Raw genomic sequence first — 19,917 nt, 5'->3', positions numbered from 1 at the left:
CTACGTGGGTGCCCGCCGCGTTATGACGCCGAAAACTATCCGTTAAACCCTGCCTGCCCGGTTCGCTCTCAGGCGAGCCGGGCCGCTATCCTGAAAGATTTGCGCAAAATATTTGCCTGCTGCTTTAAAAGGCTCGTTTTTTGCGTCTGCACTTGTTAGAATCCACGGTTTGTTGCGCAACAGGCTCTTCCGTCGGCATGACGTCCTTCTCAGGCCTGTTCCGCTACCCTGATTCCCTCCTGATGTAACCATTCCGCAACAAATTATGCGCAACTTATACCAGGATTATCATCATTCCAGGCAATCGTTTAACAAACCGCTTTTCAGTCACTTACTGAACAGCGCAGGAGTCTTTTTCCATGGCAACTATAAAAGATGTGGCCAAACGCGCCGGTGTTTCCACCACTACGGTGTCCCACGTCATTAATAAAACCCGCTTCGTCGCCGAAGAGACGCGGGAAGCCGTCTGGGCAGCGATCAAAGCGCTGCATTATTCGCCCAGCGCCGTGGCCCGCAGCCTGAAGGTCAATAATACCAAAACCATTGGCCTGCTCGCGACGTCCAGCGAAGCGCCCTATTTCGCCGAAATTATTGAGGCGGTTGAACACAGCTGTTTTGCCAAAGGCTATACGCTGATTTTGGGCAACGCGCATAACGAGCTGCAAAAGCAGCAGGCCTATCTGTCGATGATGGCGCAAAAGCGTGTCGACGGTCTGCTGGTTATGTGCGCCGAATACCCGGATGAGCTGATCAAAATGTTGGAAGACCACCGTAACATCCCCATGGTCGTTATGGACTGGGGCGAGTCGCGCGGCGATTTTACCGACACCATTCTCGATAACGCTTTTGAAGGCGGTTATCTGGCGGGACGCTATCTTATCGATCGCGGTCATCGTGATATTGGTGTGATCCCGGGCCATATGGAGCGCAATACCGGCGGCGGCCGTCATGCCGGGTTCCTGAAGGCGCTGACGGAAGCGGGGATCACGCTGCGCGAAGAGTGGCTGGTTCAGGGCGATTTCGAGCCGGAGTCAGGCTATCGCGCTATGCAGCAGCTGCTGGCACAAAAACAGCGTCCTACCGCGGTGTTCTGTGGCGGTGATGTAATGGCGATGGGCGCTATTTGCGCAGCGGATGAAATGGGCCTGCGCGTGCCGCAGGATATTTCAGTGATCGGGTATGATAACGTGCGCAACTCGCGCTATTTTACGCCTGCGCTGACGACCGTCCACCAGCCAAAAGAGCGCCTGGGTGCCACAGCGTTCAATATGCTGCTCGATCGCATTACCAGCAAACGCGAGGAGCCGCAGACGATTGAAGTGCATCCGACGCTGATTGAGCGCCGTTCCGTAGCGGACGGCCCCTTCCTCGACTATCGTCGTTAAGCTTGCGGGCGGCAGCCAGCCGCCCGCTTTTACCCCTCCCGCAGCCATTCGCTGTTCAGCGTTTCTGTCTCACCTAAATAATCCAGTAGCCAGAGCAGTGCGGGTGATGCCTGTTGTTCAGACCAGCTGACGCAACAGGGGCTGTCCGGAAAAGGCGGATCCAACTTTAGTTCACACAGCGACCCATTTTGTAGCAGCGGTTGCGCAAGATGCCCCGGCACCATCCCCACGCACAGCCCGGCCAGCAGGCAATCAAACGCGCTCTCCCAGTCCGGCGCAACCAGTCGCCGCTGATTATCCAGAGTCCAGGTGGTTCTTTTCGGCAGCGCACGCGAGGTGTCTTCCAGCACCAGCGAAGGCCATTCGCGGATGGCCTCCTCGCTGACCTTTTCCCTGTGTTGCGCAAGCGGATGATCGGCCCTGACCACGCAGCGCCAGTTCAGCATGCCCATGTTGCGGAAAGCGAAACGTCCACCGACCGGGATGGCCTGCGTTGCGCCTATCGCCACATCTACCCGACCATCGGCCAGAGCGTCCCATACGCCGTTAAACACCTCGGGCGAGAGATGCAGCTCCATATCCGGAAAGTGCCGGTAAAAATCCACCACCAGCTGGCGCGTCCTCGCCGTTTTAACGATGCGGTCGACAGCGATATTCAGCTGGCCGCGCCAGCCGTTGGCGACCTGCTGGCACTGACGGCGCGTGGCAAGCATTTTTTTGATAACACTCCGTCCTTCCTGAATAAACAGCTCGCCTGCTGCCGTCAGCACGACGTCCCGGTGGCGCCGCTCGAATAGCGGCACCGCCAGCCACTCTTCCAGCTGACGCACGGTATAACTAATGGCGGAGGGGACGCGATGCAGCTCCACGGCGGCGGCAGTAAAGCTGCCCGTTCTGGCCACCGCATCAATCACCTCAAGTGAGTGTTCTGACCACATAATCTGCCTGCAAATTTTTTGAACGCAAGACGCAAATATTAGCGTTTCACAACCGCTACTGCACTCTTTTACACTGCCGTCCGCTATTCACCTGATAAAAAGAGCGAACTCTCATGCCTTCGAAAGGATTTTTACTTTACCTCGCGCTGCTTAGCGTTGCGGGTTTTCTTGCCACCGATATGTATCTGCCAGCCTTTACCGCCATGCAGCAGGATTTGCAAACCGAAGCGGGCGTGATCGGCGCCAGTTTGAGTGTGTTCCTGGCAGGTTTTGCCAGCGCGCAGCTGTTCTGGGGCCCTCTTTCCGATCGCATCGGCCGCAAACCGGTGCTGTTAATGGGGCTGGGGCTGTTCGCCGTCAGCTGTGGAGCCATGTGGTGGGCGGAATCTACGACCATGCTGCTGACGCTGCGCTTTTTGCAGGCGGTGGGCATTTGTGCCGCCGCTGTCAGCTGGCAGGCGCTAGTGATCGATCGCTATTCCGGCGCGCAGGCTAACCGCGTGTTTGCCACGATTATGCCGCTGGTGGCGCTGTCGCCAGCACTGGCCCCGCTGCTGGGTGCATGGTTGCTGAATCACTTTGCCTGGCGGTCAATTTTTGTCGCGCTGCTGCTGCTGGCCGTGATCCTGCTGATCGCCACGCTGTTTCTTCCGGCGCCTGCCCCTAAAGCTCATCAGCAAGAAGCGAAAGTTGGTTTCTTTACCCTGCTGAAGTCGCCTGTCTGGAGCGGTAACGTGCTGATTTATGCGGCCTGCTCCGCCAGCTTTTTCGCCTGGCTGACCGGTTCGCCGTTCATTCTGGCGGAACTGGGCATGTCCCCGGGTGATATTGGCCTTAGCTATGTGCCGCAGACGCTGGCCTTTCTCGCAGGGGGTTACGGCTGCCGTTCACTGCTGAAGCAAACCGAAGGCGCTTCGCTGCTGCCGTGGCTGCTGGCGCTGTATGCGCTCAGCGTGGGGGCTTTTTTCATTGCTGCACAGGTAGAGACGCCTTCAACGTGGGCACTGCTGTTGCCGTTTTGTGGGATGGCGCTGGCCAACGGGGCTATCTACCCTATTGTGGTGTCAAACGCGCTGCTGCCTTTTCCGCAGGCCAGCGGTAAAGCGGCCGCTCTGCAAAATATGCTGCAGCTTGGCCTCTGCTTTGTGGCCAGCATGATTGTTTCCGGCTTTATCGCCAACCCTCTCGCCACCACGTCGCTGGTGATGCTTAGTACGATTTTCCTGACGCTTATTGGCTACGTTTTGCAACGGGCGAAGGTCGCCAACGCTCCCCTGACCCACGCGCAAAGCCGTCGTTAACTGCCTGAATCTATTTAGTTAGCGTCCTAACGATAAGGCGTTGAATATTGCCTGAGGTGAGCATATACTCATTTTCAGGCAATAAATAATAACAACTTTGCATCACTTTTGAGTCCTGACAGGGTTGTCCGGGTGTTCTCTTTTGTGGCAAACATCCTCCCACTCTGTAGGTTTCAGTTCAATCCTCTGTAACGCCGGATATCAGGCGCGCGGTCAAGCGTGCGTGTTCTCAAACCCTGTAGAAATTGACTACTCTTTTTCTCAGGTTTCAATCACGAAGGGTGATGGAGAAGCTATGAGTTCATCGTGTATAGAAGAAGTGAGCCTGGAGGAGAATCAGTGGTATCGAATCACCCAGGAAATGTTGCGCCAGGCCGATGTTGAAATCAACGGCACCCGCCCCTGGGATATTCAGGTAACCCAGCCCGACTTTTTTAAGCGCGTGATGCAGGAAGGATCGCTGGGTCTGGGCGAAAGCTACATGGACGGCTGGTGGGAGTGCGAGCGGCTGGATATGTTTTTTCATCGCGTGCTGCTGGCCAAACTGGATCAGCAACTGCCCCATCACTTTAAAGATACGCTGCGCATTGCCGCCGCCCGCCTCACTAATCTGCAATCGCGCAAGCGTGCCTGGATTGTCGGCAAGGAGCACTACGACCTCGGCAACGATCTTTTTACGCTGATGCTCGATCCTTATATGCAGTATTCCTGCGGCTATTGGAAAGAAGCGGACACGCTGGAGCAGGCTCAGCAAGCTAAATTAAAAATGATTTGCGAAAAGCTGCAGCTGGAGCCCGGCATGTCGCTGCTGGATATTGGCTGCGGCTGGGGTGGATTAGCGGCCTATGCGGCTCGGTATTACGGCGTTAAAGTATCGGGCGTCACTATTTCCGCCGAGCAGCAGAAGCTGGCGCAGCAACGCTGTGAAGGACTGGACGTTACCATTCTGCTTCAGGACTACCGCGATCTTGACCAACAGTTCGATCGCATCGTATCGGTTGGAATGTTCGAACACGTCGGGCCAAAAAATTACGCCACCTACTTTAACGTGGTCGATCGTAACCTGAAACCGGACGGCATCTTTTTGCTGCATACCATCGGCGCGAATAAAACGGACGATAATGTCGATCCCTGGATCGATAAATATATCTTCCCCAACGGCTGCCTGCCGTCCGTACGGCATATTGCCGAGGCTCAGGAACCGCATTTCGTGATGGAAGACTGGCATAATTTTGGGGCGGATTATGATTTGACGCTGATGGCCTGGCACCAGCGTTTTTTAACCGCCTGGCCGCAGCTGGCGGACAACTATGGCGAACGCTTTAAGCGCATGTTCAGCTACTATCTCAACGCCTGCGCAGGCGCTTTCCGCGCGCGTGACATCCAGCTTTGGCAAGTGGTGTTTACCCACGGTAAAGAGGGCGGATTACGCGTGCCGCATTAAAACAGGCCGTAGCCACTGCCCCTTCATCAGCCCGTCCCGCAAAGCAGGCTTGAGAACGGACTCGCCATAACTGTCCAATATGCGCGCGCCTGGCTGCTGCAGAGCCACCGTAAAGAAAAGCACCTGGTGGCTCTGCTTTATTACCCTGTCACCCTTCGCGGCCCGGCTTCATTCTGTTTCCGACTGAATTTCTGCGGCGGCGGCTGCCAGCAGGGTGGCCTCACGCTGTGCCAGCACACGTTCGACGGTTTCGACAATCGCCTGGGTGTGCGGATCGATTTCAATATTCACTCTATCCCCCAGCCGCTTGCTGCCCAGCGTGGTTCTTGCCAGTGTTTCCGGGATCAGGTGCACACAGAATTTGCTTTTGGTCACTTCGCCAATTGTCAGGCTGATGCCGTCAATGCCAACATAGCCCTTATGCAGAATATATTTCATCTGCTCGCTATCCTGTGGCTTAAACCATATTTCACGGTTATTTTCAGACGTCAGAATTTTACAGATTTCGGCGGTAGTCATAATATGACCGGACATTAAGTGGCCGCCAATTTCATCGCTGAATTTTGCCGCGCGCTCTACGTTGACTATATCGCCCGGCTTTAAATCGCCCAGGTTAGTAATACGCAAGGTCTCTTTTACCAGATCAAAACTGACGCGGTTGCCGTCAACCTCCGTTACCGTCAGGCAGCAGCCATTGTGCGAGACGGAAGCACCCAGCGCCAGACCCGGCAGCATTTCTTCCGGCAGGCGAACAATATGCGTGCGAAAATTCGGTTTCTCTTCAATAGCCAGCACCTCTGCGGTGCCCTGCACAATACCGGTAAACATAATTATGACCTCGGTGAATTTTTCGCTATTCTTATCAGATCTTAAAACTATACCAAATAGTCTTTCTCCCTTCAGGTAAAAAAACAGGTGTATACGTGCAGAAGTATCTGACCGAGGCACGGCAATTGCTGGCGCTGGCAATTCCGGTAATTTTTGCGCAGGTCGCGCAAACCGCTATGGGCTTTGTAGATACGGTAATGGCCGGCGACGTCAGCGCAACGGACATGGCTGCCGTCGCGGTCGGCACATCGATTTGGCTGCCCGCGATTCTGTTCGGGCACGGCTTGCTGCTTTCGCTCACGCCGGTGGTGGCGCAGTATAACGGCTCGGGCCGCCGCGATCGCATCGCCTTTCAGGTGCGGCAGGGCTATTGGCTGGCCGCCTTCTCTTCTCTGCTGATTATGATTGTGCTTTATAACGCCGGCTACGTTATTCGATCCATGCAGAATATCGATCCCGTGATGGCAGATAAGGCCGTCGGTTATCTGCATGCGCTGCTGTGGGGGGCGCCGGGCTATCTGTTCTTCCAGACTGCCCGTAATCAATGCGAAGGGCTTGCTAAAACCAAGCCGGGCATGGTGATGGGTTTCCTGGGGCTACTGGTAAATATCCCGGTTAACTATGTTTTTATCTATGGCCATTTGGGGATGCCGGCGTTGGGCGGCGTTGGCTGTGGCGTCGCGACAGCTTCCGTTTACTGGGTGATGTTTATTGCGATGAAAATGTGGGTAGCACGTGCTGCCTCTATGCGCGATATCCACCTGCCGGAACGGTTTAGTCCGCCCGACAGGAAAACGCTTTATCGTCTCTTTACGCTTGGGCTACCCGTCGCACTGGCGCTGTTCTTTGAGGTGACGCTGTTCGCCGTCGTCGCCCTGCTGGTATCCCCCATGGGCATTGTTCAGGTGGCAGGCCACCAGATAGCGCTGAACTTCAGTTCACTGATGTTTGTCCTGCCGCTCTCTCTGGGTGCCGCCACCACGATCCGCGTCGGTTTCCGGCTTGGGCAAGGATCGACCGAGGGCGCTCGCGTGGCGGCCTGGACCGGGCAAGGTGTAGGGATGTCGCTGTCGCTGCTGACGGCGCTGTTTACTGTCGTATTTCGTGAACATATCGCCCTGCTCTATAACCAAAATCCGGCCGTCGTGGCGCTGGCCTCGCAGCTGATGTTACTCGCTGCAGTTTATCAGTTTTCTGATTCGGTTCAGGTCATCGGCAGCGGCATTTTGCGCGGCTATAAAGACACGCGTGCCATCTTTTTTATCACTTTTATTGCTTACTGGGTGCTTGGCCTGCCCAGCGGCTATATTCTTGCCCTGACGGACTGGGTTGTTGCGCCGATGGGCCCGGCGGGCTTCTGGACCGGCTTTATTATTGGCCTGACATCCAGCGCAATAATGATGGTCTGGCGTATTTTGCGGCTGCAGCGCCAGCCTGAGGCTCAGCTGTTAGCGCGGGCGGCACGCTAACGTCTTCATTCAGACAGAATGTTTAAAAATGCTGCGCTTCGCACAGTTGCGCAGCAGTCGCATCGAAAATAGTGATTTCTGCTTGCAAGCCGCCAGGGCTGTCGTTAATATTCGTCCCCGCTGTCACTCAGACAGCACGATGCGTTCTTAGCTCAGTTGGTTAGAGCACCACCTTGACATGGTGGGGGTCGGAGGTTCGAGTCCTCTAGAACGCACCATCGTATTTTCTTGCTGTCCCTTTCCAGTTACTCCCTGTAAGCCGATTTATTTGCTGTGCTTCAAGGCATTTCTACCCGTTGTGTTCTGCAAGCTACCCTGGTCCTCCCTTTGTTCGTCCACCGTCCTTCGGCTTCCTTCTCCTCCTGTTCCCCCGCTTCTTCTGTGCTTTAATTTCTTTTTTGTCACCCGATTTCTTCTGACGTTCAGTTTCTTCTCTGTCCTTCGATACTCTTCTAACATTGGGTTTCTTCCCTCCTCCGATGCATCTCTGGCGTTCAGTTTCTTCTCTGGCCTTCGAGGCTCTTCTCACGTTCGGTTTCCTCTCTCCTTCGATTTCTTTTTTTGTTCAATTTCTCTTCTGCCCTCCCATGCTCTTCCATACTTCGATTTCTCTTCGTATTCCGATGCGAGGTTGGACTTTGATGCCGCCTCTCTACTCCCATTTTCCCCTGTACGCCGGTCGGTTTGCCGTACGGCAGTGGCTTCCCTTCCTCCCTTGGCTCTGGCGGTACGTAGGCGTTTTCTGCTCCCTACAGCGGGCTTTTTTTGCGCAACAATCTGATCTGGTGCAAGCTTTCCCGCATTCCAAATTACTTTTTAATTGGTTTTCAATGGGCTGAGTAGCTATAATACGAAACGTTGTTTCACTTGAATGGTTTCAGCGTATGGTTGGCCCTTTAGCAAAAACGATGGCTTGTTGCGCAAACAAACTTTGCGCCAGCGCCGAAACCGCGCTTAAACTTCCTCTGCACGCTTTTTTTCTGTCACCTATCCTTAAGCTGTACGCAGTTCGCCGCTCGGGCGGTCGCACCATCAATCACCGGGATTCCGCTTTATTTCATCCATTAACTTAACAGATGACTCGTCATGAAAAAGACCAAGATTGTTTGTACTATCGGTCCAAAAACCGAATCGGAAGAAATGTTGACCAACCTGCTGGACGCGGGCATGAACGTCATGCGTCTGAACTTCTCTCACGGCGATTACGACGAGCACGGTAAGCGTATCGCTAACCTGCGCGCGGTGATGAGCAAAACCGGCAAGCAGGCCGCTATCCTGCTGGACACCAAAGGACCAGAAATCCGTACCATGAAGCTGGAAGGCGGCGCGGACGTGTCGTTGAAGGCCGGTCAGACCTTTACCTTCACCACCGATCAATCCGTTATCGGTAACAGCGAGCGCGTGGCGGTAACCTACTCCGGTTTTCCTTCCGACCTCTCTATCGGCAACACCGTCCTTGTGGACGATGGCCTGATCGGTATGGAAGTCACGGAAGTGACCGAACACCACGTAATCTGTAAGGTGCTGAACAACGGCGACCTGGGTGAAAACAAAGGCGTTAACCTGCCTGGCGTTTCTATCCAGCTGCCAGCGCTGGCCGAAAAAGATAAGCGCGACCTGATTTTTGGTTGCGAACAAGGCGTAGACTTCGTTGCCGCCTCCTTTATCCGCAAGCGTGCCGACGTGCTGGAAATTCGCGAGCATCTGAAGCAGCACGGCGGCGAGCATATCCAGATCATCTCTAAAATTGAAAACCAGGAAGGCCTGAACAATTTTGACGAGATCCTGGATGCTTCTGACGGCATCATGGTGGCGCGAGGCGATCTGGGTGTAGAAATCCCGGTGGAAGAAGTCATTTTCGCGCAGAAGATGATGATCAAGAAGTGTAACCGCGCTCGTAAAGTGGTGATCACCGCGACGCAAATGCTGGACTCCATGATCAAAAATCCACGCCCTACCCGTGCAGAAGCGGGCGACGTGGCTAACGCCATTCTGGACGGTACCGATGCGGTTATGCTCTCTGGCGAAAGCGCCAAGGGTAAATACCCGCTGGAATCCGTGACCATCATGGCCACCATCTGCGAACGTACCGATCGCGTAATGAAAAGCCGCATCGACTCTCAGCATGACAACCGCAAAATGCGCATTACCGAAGCGGTATGCCGTGGTGCGGTAGAAACAGCCGAGAAGCTGGAAGCGCCGCTGATTGTGGTCGCGACCGAAGGCGGTAAATCAGCCAAGTCCGTACGTAAGTATTTCCCTAATGCCACTATTCTGGCATTAACCACCAACGAGCAGACCGCTCGTCAGCTGATCCTGAGTAAAGGGATTGTCGCTTCCGTGGTTAAGGAAATCGCTTCTACGGATGATTTTTACCGTATCGGTAAAGAGGCGGCGATTGCCAGCGGCTACGGTCGCAAAGGTGATGTCGTGGTTATGGTTTCCGGCGCGCTGGTTCCTAGCGGAACCACGAATACCGCGTCCGTGCACGTTCTGTAATCAAAGATTACGCCTTGTAGTGTAAAAGCGCCCTGAGTGGCGCTTTTTTTACAGCTTAGCACAAAAGTTTTTCTAAAAATTCCAATCGGAATGAACGATGCAATTGTGCTGTAAGGCGCGATAAGCCCGATTGAAATCGTCTGTTTTCGCTAAATTTTTTGGGTTTTCCTGTAAAGACGGTGCTTCTTTGAGCGAACGATCAAATTTAAGCACGTTCTCATCAAAAATTTATTCTCATTGGAAAAAACTTTGTGTAATACTTGTAACGCTACATGGAGATTAACTCAATCTAGAGGGTATAAATAATGAATCGTACTAAACTGGTACTGGGCGCGGTAATCCTGGGTTCTACTCTGCTGGCCGGTTGCTCAAGCAACGCTAAAATCGACCAGCTGTCTACCGACGTTCAGACTCTGAACGCTAAAGTTGACCAGCTGAGCAACGACGTGAACGCAATCCGTTCTGACGTTCAGGCTGCTAAAGACGACGCAGCACGCGCTAACCAGCGTCTGGACAACCAGGCTCACTCTTACCGTAAGTAAGAGTTCTGGTTTAAAAATGGCGCACATTGTGCGCCATTTTTTTTGCCTGTTTTAAACCGAACATTTCCGGGTCGCCTGCTGCATTCCGGCCAGATATGACTTCAACAACCTTTCCCGATGCACTGATAATCCCTTTTCACTTACGGGTCGTCTGCCGCATCCAGCCAGATATGACTTCCGCGGCCCTTTCCCGGTGCATTGACAATCCCTTTTCACTTGCGGGTCACCTGCCGCATCCAGCCAGATAATGACTTCCGCAGCCTTTTCCCGGTGCACTGACAATCCCTTTTCACTTGCGGGTCGCCTGCCGCATCCAGCCAGATAATGACTTCCGCAGCTTTTTCCCGGTGTACTGACAATGCCTTTTCACTTCCGGGCCGTCTGCCGCATCTGGCCAGATATGACTTCCGCAGCCTTTTCCCGGTGCACTGACAATGCCTTTTAACTTCCGGGTCGCCTGCCGCCTCTGACCAGATATGACTGCCGCAGCCCTTTTTTACCGTGCTGCCGATAGCCTTTGGTTTTCGTCTTGCCTGCTACGCTCTGGCGAGAGCCTTACTTCCGCTCGCTACCCTAACCCTGATGCTGAAAAGCGCTTAAAGCGCTGCTGAGGCGCTCTCAGAGGCCACCGGCGGCACTTCGCCGCTGTTTACCAGCACAGGTAACCCGGAGCGCCTTTTCAAGGCTTCTTTAATAACCTGCCGATCGCTCAACTCGCTGCCTACAAATTTTTTGGTCTGGGCGGTCAGAGTAATGGGCATCGTCTGGGGATCGTCCTTTTCACCGTGTGACAGCGGCTGATGAACTTCGATATAACGCTTGCCATCCGGCTCTACGGCATACTTAACGGGCTGATTAACGATCTGCACGCGAGTGCCTTCAGGCACGCTGTTAAACAGGTTTTCGATATCGTTGGGCCGCAGGCGAATGCAGCCCGAGCTGACCCGCATCCCAATGCCAAAATCGGCGTTGGTGCCGTGGATCAGATAATGACCTTTCCCATAGGCCAGGCGTAGCGCATACAGCCCCATTGGATTATCCGGGCCGGCCGGGATGGTGACGGGCAGCGTTTTACCTTCTGCCGCGTAGCGCTTGCGGATATTGGGTGTAGGGGTCCAGCTGGGATTAGGGATTTTCTGGCTGATACGCGTGACCATGGCGGGAGTGTTGGCTCCGAGCTGGCCGATGCCAATCGGGTAAACGATAACCTTATTTTCATCCTTCGGATAATAGTAAAGGCGCAGCTCGGCAACGTTGACCACTATCCCTTCCCTTTTGGTGTCGGGCAGCAGCATCTGCGTGGGAATAACCAGTTGCGTTCCCGCTTTCGGCAGCCAGGGATCGGTGCCCGGATTGGCTTCCAGCATGCCCAGCAAGCCGGTGTGAAAGCGGGCAGCGATAGTTTCCAGCGGACGGCCATCATTGGGCACGGTATAAAGCTGGTTTTCACCAATTAAACGGCTGTCGGCCGCAGGAAGCGGATAGTCGGCCGCTCGCGCCAGGGAGAAAAAGAAGAATAACGAAGAGAGGATTATAATTTTCATCTGTATTTCTCGTCAGGGTAAACAATACTTCCCGTCATCATGACGGGAAGCCTGTCGAGAAGTGTAGCAACTCAGCGGCTGATGCTGTCCTGCGCTTTCTGACGAATGGCGCGGATCATTGCTTCCAGCCCCTGCGAGCGTGATGGGGTCAGGTGCTGAGTGAGGTCCAGCTCGCCAAACCACGGGCGCACGTCAAAATCGAGGATTTCCGCTGGCGTCATCTGTTGGTAAAGCACGAATACCAGCGCGATAAGGCCCTTAACGATAGCGGCATCGCTGTCGCCCTGCAGCAGCACGCGGCCCTGCTCGTCCAGATTCATTACGATCCAGACCTGGCTCTGACAGCCGGAAATGGTATTTTCCGACTGGTGCAGGGCTTCTGGCAGCACGGGCAGCTTTGCACCCAGTTCAATCACGTAGAGATACTTCTCTTCCCAGTTGGCGCAGCGGGAAAAGTTACGAACCAGTCTCTCTTTATCGGGCAGTGTGGCCATGCAGTTCTCCTTTACCTGGACGGCTTAACCGCCCAGCAGCATATGTATACGCGTCAGGCCTGCCGCCAGGCGGTCGACCTCTTCCTCGGTATTATACAAAACAAAGGAAGCACGGCACATCGCAGGGACGCCGTAATGGTGCATCAACGGCATAGCGCAATGGTGCCCTGTGCGGATAGCAATCCCGTAGCGATCCAGGAAGCTGCCCACGTCGTAAGCATGATGTTGGCCCAGGTTGAAGGCGATAACGCCTGCGCGATGCTGCGGCCCGTAGATCACCAAATCGGGCACGGAGGCCAGCTTGTCCATCGCATAGCGCATCAGCGACTGCTCGCGCTGCGCAATATTATCCAGACCAAGCGCGTCCACCCACTTTAACGCTGCGCCAAGGCCCATGATGCCGCCGGTATTTGGCGACCCGGCCTCAAAGCGCCACGGTGCTGCCGCATAGGTCGTTCCTTCGGTAAGGCTGACGGTAGCGATCATCGATCCGCCCCCTTCCCACGGCGGCATGGCATCCAGCATGGCTTTACGCCCGTAAAGAATGCCGATACCGGACGGGCCATAAATTTTATGGCCGGAGAACAGATAAAAGTCGCATCCCAGATCCTGCACGTCGACTTTTTCATGCATCACGGCCTGCGCGCCATCGATCAGCGTTGCTACGCCTGCGGCTTTCGCCTGCGCGACCAGCTCTTTAACCGGATTGATGGTCCCCAGCACGTTAGAAACGTGCGTAACGGCCAACATCCGGGTGCGGCTGTCCATCAGGTTTGACAGCTCGGCTACGTCCAGCTCGCCGTTGGCGGTCAAAGGAATAAAACGAACTTCCGCGCCGGTGCGCTCGGCCACCATCTGCCACGGCAGAATATTGGCGTGGTGTTCCATTTCGGTGATGATGATGTTGTCGCCGGGCTGCAGCTGGCTGCCGCCCCAGCTGCTGGCAACGAGGTTAATCCCCTCGGTGGTGCCCTTAACAAACACGATTTCCTCAGGCGACGCGGCATTAAGGAAACGCGCGGCGTGCGCGCGTACCTCTTCCATCTCCGTAGTCGCTTCGGCGCTCAGGGTATGAATACCCCGATGCACCGCCGCGTAGCCGTGCTCGTAGAAGTGGCTTTCCGCATCGATAACCGCCTGCGGTTTCTGCGCGCTGGCGGCGCTATCAAGGTAAGCCAGCGGCTGACCGTTTACTTCTCGCGCCAGAACAGGAAAATCGGCCCTGACGCGCGTCAGGTTAAAACTCATTTAATGCCTCCGGGGAAGCGCTGTGCGATACGCTGCATCACCGCTTCCTTCAGTACCTCGTCCGTGATGGCTTCGGTAAGCTCGGCGGCGAAAGCGTAGATAATCATGCGCTGAGCAGATTCTTCGCTGATGCCGCGAGCGCGCAGATAGAACATCTGTTCGTCGTCAATACGGCCAATAGTGGCACCGTGGCTGCACTTCACGTCGTCAGCGTAGATTTCCAACTGCGGTTTGGTGTCCACTTCCGCCAGGCGTCCCAACAGCAGGTTGTTGTTGGTCATCTGGCCGTCAGTTTTCAGCGCGTGCTTCGCCACTTCAATCTTGCCGTTAAACACCGCACGAGCTTTATCGCGCACGATGGTTTTATGGAGCTGACGGCTCTGGCAATAGCCTTTGTTGTGCTCCAGGTAAGTTCGGCTGTCGCACACTTCTTTCTCTACCGGCAACATCAGGCTGTTAATCGACAGCTCAGTGCCTTCGCCGTTCAGCTGCGTGCTGGTATTGTGGCGTGCAAGACCGCTTCCCAGCAGGAAGCTGTGGCTTTGTACGCGCGCATCGCGCTCGATCAGCAGGTCGTTGTGCGCAAAATGGTTGCTGCTCGCATGCTCAAAGGCCAGCTTGTAGTGCGTCAGCTGCGCATTGTTGCCCACGGTGGCGGTAAAGCGAGCGCCGGTGAAATGCGTACTTTCGTTCAGGCTGACATAGTGCTCAATAATCGTGGCTTGTGCGCCATCGTCCAGCTGCAGATGGTGGCGATAGTGCGACGTATTCATTTCATCCTGCGCGCTGCCGCTGCTGATATGCAGCAGATAAACGGCACGGTCGACCGACTTGCCGCGCGGCAGATGAAGGGTGGTCACCTCTTCCGCCAGGCTTTCGGTCAGATGCAGGAAGACGTCAGGCTGCACAGGCGCGTTCAACTCGCGGCGGCCCGCAGCTTTAGTGATCTGAATATCAAACAGATCCCAGTTGCTATCGCTCAGCTGCGCGTTAAAGCGGCCATCGATGAAGACTAATTTAATCGCATCGATATTCAGCGCCAGCGCGGCGACGTCCGCCGCATTCAGCTCGGCGGCGGTCGGCAGCACAAAGTTATGTGCCAGCAGGCCATCCAGCGGCGTATATTTCCAGTTCTCCTGCTTGCGCGTCGGCAGCCCTAAACGCAGCACCTGCTGCCAGTGCTGCTGAGCCTGCAAAGAACGCTGCTCGCCCTGGGTCTCGAACAGGTGATGCCACTGCTGCAGGGCGTTTTCACTATTCCTGTTCGGTAAGCCAGCCATAGCCTTGCTCCTCCAGTTGTTTCACCAGCGAGAAATCGCCTGATTTCACGATTTTTCCCTGATAGAGCACGTGCACAAAGTCAGGCTTGATGTAGTCCAGAATACGCTGATAGTGGGTAACGATGATAAAAGCACGCTTGCCGTCACGCAGCGCGTTCACGCCGTTTGAAACAATTTTCAGCGCATCGATATCCAGTCCGGAATCGGTTTCATCCAGGATGCAAAGCTCCGGCTCCAGCGCTGCCATCTGCAGGATGTCGTTGCGTTTTTTCTCGCCGCCGGAAAAGCCGACGTTGACTGAACGGGTCAGCAAATCTTCCGGCATTTTCAGCAGGTGGATTTTATCTTCAATAAAATCCTGGAAGTCGAAGCGATCCAGTGATTCCTGGTCACGGTATTTGCGTACGGAGTTCACCGCCGTCTGCAGGAAAAACTGGTTGCTGACGCCCGGAATTTCTACCGGATACTGGAAGGCCATGAAGATGCCTTCGCCCGCACGGTCTTCCGGCGACAGCTCCAGCAAATCTTTGCCCTTAAACTCAACGGCACCACCGGTGATTTCATACTCTTCGCGGCCCGCCAGCGTAGCGGAAAGCGTACTTTTACCTGAGCCATTCGGGCCCATAATGGCGTGCACTTCACCCGGCTTCACTTCCAGGCTCAGCCCGCGCAGGATTTCTTTATCTTCGATACTTACCTGTAAATCTTTAATGCTTAACATAATCTTTCCTGGGCAATACCTCGCGGCATTGCGCAAAATGAATAAGCAGCGGGGATCAGCCCACGCTGTGTTCGAGACTGATCGCCAGCAGTTTTTGCGCTTCCACCGCAAATTCCAGCGGCAGCTCGGAGAAAACGTCTTTACAGAAGCCGTTCACGATCATGGAAATGGCATCATCTTCGCTGATGCCGCGCTGCAGGCAGTAGAACAGCTGATCTTCGCCAATGCGTGAGGTGGTTGCCTCATGTTCCAGCTGCGCAGTATTGTTGCGCACTTCCACATAAGGGAAGGTATGTGCGCCGCACTCGGCGCCAATCAGCATAGAATCGCACTGCGTAAAGTTACGGGCGTTGGTCGCCGTCGGCATGATTTTTACCAGGCCACGGTAGGTGTTCTGGCTTTTACCCGCCGAAATCCCCTTGGAGATGATCGTGGATTTGGTGTTTTTGCCGATATGGATCATCTTGGTACCGGTGTCAGCCTGCTGATGACCGCTGGTCAGCGCAACAGAGAAGAACTCACCCACGGAGTTATCGCCGCGCAGGATAACGCTTGGATACTTCCAGGTGATCGCCGAACCGGTTTCCGACTGCGTCCAGGACATCTTGCTGTTTTCGCCTTCGCACAGCGCGCGCTTAGTCACGAAGTTCAGGATGCCGCCTTCCGTTTCGCCGCCCGCGAACCAGTTCTGCACGGTAGAATATTTCACTTCCGCGTCTTTATGGATGATGACTTCCACCACCGCCGCGTGCAGCTGATAGGTATCGCGCACCGGCGCAGAGCAACCTTCGATATAGCTGACGTAGCTGCCTTCATCGGCAATCAGGATAGTCCGTTCGAACTGGCCGGTTTTTGCCGCATTGATACGGAAATAGGTGGACAGCTCCATCGGGCAGCGCACCCCTTTCGGGATGTAAACAAAAGTACCGTCTGATGCCACCGCCGAGTTCAGCGCCGCGAAGAAGTTATCGTTGGCCGGAACCACGGTACCCAGATACTGTTTTACCAGCTCGGGATGCTCGTGGATCGCTTCGCCAAAGGAGCAGAAAATAATGCCCTGTTCCGCCAGCTTGCCACGGTAGGTCGTCGAGACCGACACCGAGTCGAAAATGGCGTCTACAGCCACTTCCTGCCCTTCACGCACCGGTACACCCAGCTGTTTGAAGGCGTTTTCCACTTCTTCCGTCAGGTAGTTTGGCGCAGCCGCGCCTGACGTCTGCTGGGCACCCGGTTCCGAGGCACAGCTGTCATCACAACTGCCGCAGGACGGGGCCGAGTAATAGCTGTAATCCTGATAGTTCAGTGACTTATAGTTAGCTTTCAGCCAGTGCGGCTCTTCCATCTCCAACCAGGCCGCGTAGGCTTTCAGGCGAAAATCGAGCATCCACTCCGGCTCATTGCGTTTAGCAGAGATCGCACGCACCACATCCTCGTTGATGCCGTGAGCGAACTCCTCGGTTTGCAGCTGTGTAAAGAATCCTTCCTTATAATTCTGGCGGCTTCCTTCCCAGACCTGCACGTCGTCTGATGTATCAGTATTTCGGGACATAAAATTTACTCAACGCCAAAGCTCTCACCACAGCCACAGGCGTGTTGAGCTTTAGGATTATTAAATTTGAAGATCTGGTTCAGGCCTTCGCGGACGAAATCAACTTCGGTTCCATCAATGAAAGGCATAGCCTGCAGCGGTACATACAGGTTCGCGCCGTTGTGGGTAAACACTAAATCATCTGAAGCAGGCTCTTTAGTTAAATCCATGGTATAGCCGAATCCGGCGCAGCCGGACGTCTTAACGCCCAGCTTTAACCCCTTCACTTGCGGGTCACTGGCAGACAGCGCGATGATTTGCTGTGCGGCGCTGTCGGTAAGCGTCAGTCCTTTCCAGACGAAATCATCTGGAGAAAAAGAAGCGGTTGTTGCTGATGGCATAACATTACCTCGCGAGTCGGTAGCCCAGCGGGCTGATACCCCTATGTTAGTGATAATGATTGTCTCTTCAACCTCTTGTTTTGCAGGGATTAAGGCCAACCGGTTTTTTTTGGGCCTCTTTATTCAGTTTAGACCCTGTGAAGAGGTTTACGATGTGCGTCACGCAATGATTTAACGAAATGGTAACACATTGAAAAGCAGCCAGTAAATATCAGCCGCGCTGCGCTAAGCAGGAATAATAGTTATTTTACCCCTTTCATCGTTAGCGCGTATCGTTATTACCAATTTATCTGAGAGGCAGCATAAATCGATAAAAATTTTTTTCGCCAGCGTTGAATAATGCGCCAGGTATAATATGATAATGATTATCATTAGCGTAAATAGGCCCGATATGAAGCTGACAATGAGTGCCTGGCTGCAACATAAAATGGATGAATACCTGTTTTCCATCCGGGATATCACCGTCGATTACGCTATGGCGCAGGCCAGCGTGAACCAGCCCGAATGTACGCTGCAGCAGCTGCGCAAGTATAACGATACCTGTCTTGATATGGCTGAAATTTGCCAGCTTAACGGCGACGATCGGCGCTATCTGCACACGCTGGGCAACCTGCATCAACGCTTATTGCAGGAGTTGGGCAATCCCGAGCGCGATCGGCTCTTCCGTATGCAAGCATGGCAGCTGGCGCGACACTCGCTTACCCGACTGTGCCATCAGCTTGCGCTAAGCGGCGAGTGGGATAAAGCGACCGCGCTACAAAATGAATTTGTCCGTAAAGCCTCGCAGATTATGTAGCCTGCCACCAGGACAGACCATTATACCCTGGCGGCATAAAGAGATCTGCCCTAGCGGGCACTCAATACCGCTTAAAGCAGTTCTAAAAGCGCCTGTAAGGGATGCCGCATACCGTTGCCTTCGATGCGTTTTACTTGGCTGCGGCACGAGTAGCCGGTTGCCAGGCAGCGCTGCCGCGGTAATTTCTGTAGCGTCTGGTGCCATGAAAGTTCATAAATGCCCAGAGAATTGGCCAGATTTTTCGTTTCATGCCCGTAAGTCCCCGCCATTCCGCAACAGCCTACGCTGACGTTTTCCAGCTTTGCGCCAAAGCACGCAAAAATCTCTGCCCACTGCTGGCTGGAAGCCGGTAACGCGGTCACTTCCGTACAGTGACCGAACAGATACCAGGCCTCGCCACCCTGAGGGACAGGCTGGCGCCCGGGCAGCACCGTTTGCAGCCACTCATGCACCAGCTGCACGTGGAAAGCACCCCGTTTTTCGCCGAGGCTCTGGTATTCATCGCGATAGCAGAGAACCAGTGCCGGATCGACCCCCACCATCGGCAGCTGGAGTGTCGCCACGCGGTTAAGGAAATCCGCTGTTTTCTGCGCGGTTCTGGCGAAACGCTGGAGAAAGCCTTTGATATGCTGCGCCTTGCCATTAGGCGAGAAAGGCAGGACTACCGGCTGATAGCCCAGCTTTTCCACCAGCGCCACAAAATCGGCGATCAGCCTGGCTTCGTAATAGCTGGTGAACGGATCCTGCACAATCAGCACATACCGCGCGCGCTGCGCCTCGCTCATGGCTTCAAGCTGCTCCAGCGTGGTGGTTATCGCCCGCTGTCCGGCCAGCTGCTGTTTCAGGTTTGGCGAGGAAAGCAACGGCAGATCGACCATGCCGACATGGTTTTTACTCAGTTCACGCACCAGCGGCTGACGTAAGAAGAAGTTAAAAAACGTCGGTGCTTTTGCCATCAGCGGCGCGTAGCTTTCCACGCTGGCGACCAGGTGGTCGCTGACGGGACGCAAATAGCGGGTGTGGTAAAGCTGCAGGAAGCGGGAGCGGAAGCCAGGCACGTCGATTTTTATCGGACACTGAGTGGAGCAGGCTTTACAGGCCAGGCAACCCGACATCGCCTCTTTCACCTCGTGCGAAAAATCATATTCGCCACGCTTTGCGTGCCAGCTATTGCGGGTACGCTCGATCATGCCGCGCAGGCTCACTTTCGCCTGCGGCAGTGAACGCTCCAGCGCCAGCGGATCGACGCCCTGCTCTGCCAACAGCCTCAGCCATTCACGGGTTAACGTCGCGCGGCCTTTCGGCGAATGAATACGGTTGCCGGTGATTTTCATTGACGGACACATCGGGCTGCGTACGTCAAAATTAAAGCACAGGCCGTTACCGTTGCACTCCATGGCCCCGCGCCAGTCGCTGCGCACGCTGACGGGTATCTGCCGATCGAAGGTGCCACGCTTTACCGCATCCACTTTCATCATCGGTTCGTCAACGCCCCACGG

Annotated in this window: 17 protein-coding genes and 1 tRNA gene; 8 read left to right on the top strand and 10 right to left on the bottom strand. The window is 54.7% G+C overall.

Annotation, left to right across the window (positions count from 1 at the left end; all coding sequences use genetic code 11):
* The first annotated feature begins 359 nt into the window (after positions 1-359).
* Positions 360-1,385, top strand: coding sequence for an HTH-type transcriptional repressor PurR (gene purR / locus RTK32_RS05905; protein ID WP_312042549.1), 1,026 nt, complete (start codon positions 360-362; stop codon positions 1,383-1,385).
* Positions 1,386-1,414: 29 nt separating this feature from the next.
* Here the strand turns inward: purR and punR are convergent, their stop codons facing one another.
* Entirely contained in the window at positions 1,415-2,323 is a 909-nt protein-coding gene (gene punR, locus RTK32_RS05900) for a DNA-binding transcriptional activator PunR (protein WP_312042548.1), read from the bottom strand.
* Between the two features lie 113 nt (positions 2,324-2,436).
* On the opposite strand from punR, the gene punC reads away from it, so the two are divergent.
* Both punC and cfa read left to right on the top strand, forming a co-directional pair.
* Positions 2,437-3,624, top strand: coding sequence for a purine nucleoside transporter PunC (punC, locus tag RTK32_RS05895; RefSeq protein WP_312042547.1), 1,188 nt, complete (start codon positions 2,437-2,439; stop codon positions 3,622-3,624).
* A 295-nt stretch (positions 3,625-3,919) separates the two neighbouring features.
* Positions 3,920-5,068: a cyclopropane fatty acyl phospholipid synthase gene (cfa, locus tag RTK32_RS05890; RefSeq protein ID WP_312042546.1), complete on the top strand. Its 1,149-nt coding sequence runs from the start codon at positions 3,920-3,922 to the stop codon at positions 5,066-5,068.
* A 168-nt stretch (positions 5,069-5,236) separates the two neighbouring features.
* Here cfa and RTK32_RS05885 read toward each other — a convergent pair whose 3' ends face one another.
* Complete coding sequence (locus tag RTK32_RS05885; protein ID WP_312042545.1) at positions 5,237-5,896, bottom strand: riboflavin synthase subunit alpha; 660 nt, start codon at positions 5,894-5,896, stop codon at positions 5,237-5,239.
* 95 nt (positions 5,897-5,991) lie between these two features.
* On the opposite strand from RTK32_RS05885, the gene RTK32_RS05880 reads away from it, so the two are divergent.
* The 4 genes from RTK32_RS05880 to RTK32_RS05865 all read left to right on the top strand — a co-directional run bounded on the left by RTK32_RS05880 (position 5,992) and on the right by RTK32_RS05865 (position 10,406).
* On the top strand, positions 5,992-7,365 hold the full coding sequence (locus RTK32_RS05880; RefSeq protein WP_312042544.1) for an MATE family efflux transporter: 1,374 nt from the start codon (positions 5,992-5,994) through the stop codon (positions 7,363-7,365).
* Positions 7,366-7,506: 141 nt separating this feature from the next.
* A tRNA-Val gene (locus RTK32_RS05875) sits at positions 7,507-7,583 on the top strand.
* An 868-nt stretch (positions 7,584-8,451) separates the two neighbouring features.
* A complete protein-coding gene (gene pykF / locus RTK32_RS05870) occupies positions 8,452-9,864 on the top strand; it encodes a pyruvate kinase PykF (protein ID WP_312042543.1) in 1,413 nt (470 codons plus the stop codon).
* Positions 9,865-10,169: 305 nt separating this feature from the next.
* Positions 10,170-10,406, top strand: a complete 237-nt coding sequence (locus tag RTK32_RS05865) for a major outer membrane lipoprotein (RefSeq protein ID WP_016169824.1) — start codon at positions 10,170-10,172, stop codon at positions 10,404-10,406.
* 596 nt (positions 10,407-11,002) lie between these two features.
* Here the strand turns inward: RTK32_RS05865 and RTK32_RS05860 are convergent.
* The 7 genes from RTK32_RS05860 to sufA all read right to left on the bottom strand — a co-directional run bounded on the left by RTK32_RS05860 (position 11,003) and on the right by sufA (position 17,622).
* Positions 11,003-11,950, bottom strand: coding sequence for a L,D-transpeptidase family protein (locus tag RTK32_RS05860; RefSeq protein WP_312042542.1), 948 nt, complete (start codon positions 11,948-11,950; stop codon positions 11,003-11,005).
* A gap of 71 nt (positions 11,951-12,021) precedes the next feature.
* On the bottom strand, positions 12,022-12,444 hold the full coding sequence (gene sufE, locus RTK32_RS05855; protein WP_312042541.1) for a cysteine desulfuration protein SufE: 423 nt from the start codon (positions 12,442-12,444) through the stop codon (positions 12,022-12,024).
* A 24-nt stretch (positions 12,445-12,468) separates the two neighbouring features.
* The gene (gene sufS, locus RTK32_RS05850) at positions 12,469-13,692 is read right to left on the bottom strand and encodes a cysteine desulfurase SufS (RefSeq protein WP_312042540.1); all 1,224 of its coding nucleotides are present in this window, start codon (positions 13,690-13,692) and stop codon (positions 12,469-12,471) included.
* Positions 13,689-14,972, bottom strand: coding sequence for a Fe-S cluster assembly protein SufD (gene sufD, locus RTK32_RS05845; RefSeq protein WP_312042539.1), 1,284 nt, complete (start codon positions 14,970-14,972; stop codon positions 13,689-13,691). Before sufD ends, sufS begins: the two co-directional genes overlap by 4 nt.
* Positions 14,947-15,693 carry a Fe-S cluster assembly ATPase SufC gene (gene sufC / locus RTK32_RS05840; RefSeq protein WP_312042538.1) on the bottom strand — a complete coding sequence of 249 codons (747 nt, stop codon included), beginning with the start codon at positions 15,691-15,693 and terminating at the stop codon, positions 14,947-14,949. The genes sufD and sufC overlap by 26 nt, the downstream gene beginning before the upstream one ends.
* A 55-nt stretch (positions 15,694-15,748) precedes the next feature.
* The gene (sufB, locus tag RTK32_RS05835) at positions 15,749-17,242 is read right to left on the bottom strand and encodes a Fe-S cluster assembly protein SufB (protein WP_312042537.1); all 1,494 of its coding nucleotides are present in this window, start codon (positions 17,240-17,242) and stop codon (positions 15,749-15,751) included.
* Between the two features lie 5 nt (positions 17,243-17,247).
* Positions 17,248-17,622, bottom strand: coding sequence for a Fe-S cluster assembly scaffold SufA (sufA, locus tag RTK32_RS05830; RefSeq protein ID WP_312042550.1), 375 nt, complete (start codon positions 17,620-17,622; stop codon positions 17,248-17,250).
* A 391-nt stretch (positions 17,623-18,013) separates the two neighbouring features.
* On the opposite strand from sufA, the gene RTK32_RS05825 reads away from it, so the two are divergent.
* Positions 18,014-18,418 (top strand): hypothetical protein, encoded by a 405-nt coding sequence (locus tag RTK32_RS05825; RefSeq protein WP_312042536.1) that lies wholly within the window; start codon positions 18,014-18,016, stop codon positions 18,416-18,418.
* 71 nt (positions 18,419-18,489) lie between these two features.
* On the opposite strand, the gene RTK32_RS05820 is transcribed toward RTK32_RS05825, so the two are convergent.
* Positions 18,490-19,917: (Fe-S)-binding protein (locus RTK32_RS05820; RefSeq protein WP_312042535.1), on the bottom strand; the 1,428-nt coding region annotated here is incomplete at its 5' end.

Origin of the sequence: Erwinia sp. (assembly GCF_031978025.1) — a bacterium.
GTDB lineage: Bacteria > Pseudomonadota > Gammaproteobacteria > Enterobacterales > Enterobacteriaceae > Erwinia.
Note: the sequence above shows the minus strand (reverse complement) of the source record. Positions and strands in the feature narration are given on the sequence as shown.

Bases quoted from the DNA above. Each gene is read 5' to 3' on its own strand.
- RTK32_RS05885 (WP_312042545.1), bottom strand. From the start codon at position 5,896: ATGTTTACCGGTATTGTGCAGGGCACCGCAGAGGTGCTGGCTATTGAA.
- punC (WP_312042547.1), top strand. From the start codon at position 2,437: ATGCCTTCGAAAGGATTTTTACTTTACCTCGCGCTGCTTAGCGTTGCG.
- RTK32_RS05865 (WP_016169824.1), top strand. From the start codon at position 10,170: ATGAATCGTACTAAACTGGTACTGGGCGCGGTAATCCTGGGTTCTACT.
- pykF (WP_312042543.1), top strand. From the start codon at position 8,452: ATGAAAAAGACCAAGATTGTTTGTACTATCGGTCCAAAAACCGAATCG.
- RTK32_RS05825 (WP_312042536.1), top strand. From the start codon at position 18,014: ATGAAGCTGACAATGAGTGCCTGGCTGCAACATAAAATGGATGAATAC.
- RTK32_RS05860 (WP_312042542.1), bottom strand. From the start codon at position 11,950: ATGAAAATTATAATCCTCTCTTCGTTATTCTTCTTTTTCTCCCTGGCG.
- sufC (WP_312042538.1), bottom strand. From the start codon at position 15,693: ATGTTAAGCATTAAAGATTTACAGGTAAGTATCGAAGATAAAGAAATC.
- sufS (WP_312042540.1), bottom strand. From the start codon at position 13,692: ATGAGTTTTAACCTGACGCGCGTCAGGGCCGATTTTCCTGTTCTGGCG.
- sufB (WP_312042537.1), bottom strand. From the start codon at position 17,242: ATGTCCCGAAATACTGATACATCAGACGACGTGCAGGTCTGGGAAGGA.
- sufD (WP_312042539.1), bottom strand. From the start codon at position 14,972: ATGGCTGGCTTACCGAACAGGAATAGTGAAAACGCCCTGCAGCAGTGG.
- punR (WP_312042548.1), bottom strand. From the start codon at position 2,323: ATGTGGTCAGAACACTCACTTGAGGTGATTGATGCGGTGGCCAGAACG.
- sufE (WP_312042541.1), bottom strand. From the start codon at position 12,444: ATGGCCACACTGCCCGATAAAGAGAGACTGGTTCGTAACTTTTCCCGC.
- purR (WP_312042549.1), top strand. From the start codon at position 360: ATGGCAACTATAAAAGATGTGGCCAAACGCGCCGGTGTTTCCACCACT.
- sufA (WP_312042550.1), bottom strand. From the start codon at position 17,622: ATGCCATCAGCAACAACCGCTTCTTTTTCTCCAGATGATTTCGTCTGG.
- cfa (WP_312042546.1), top strand. From the start codon at position 3,920: ATGAGTTCATCGTGTATAGAAGAAGTGAGCCTGGAGGAGAATCAGTGG.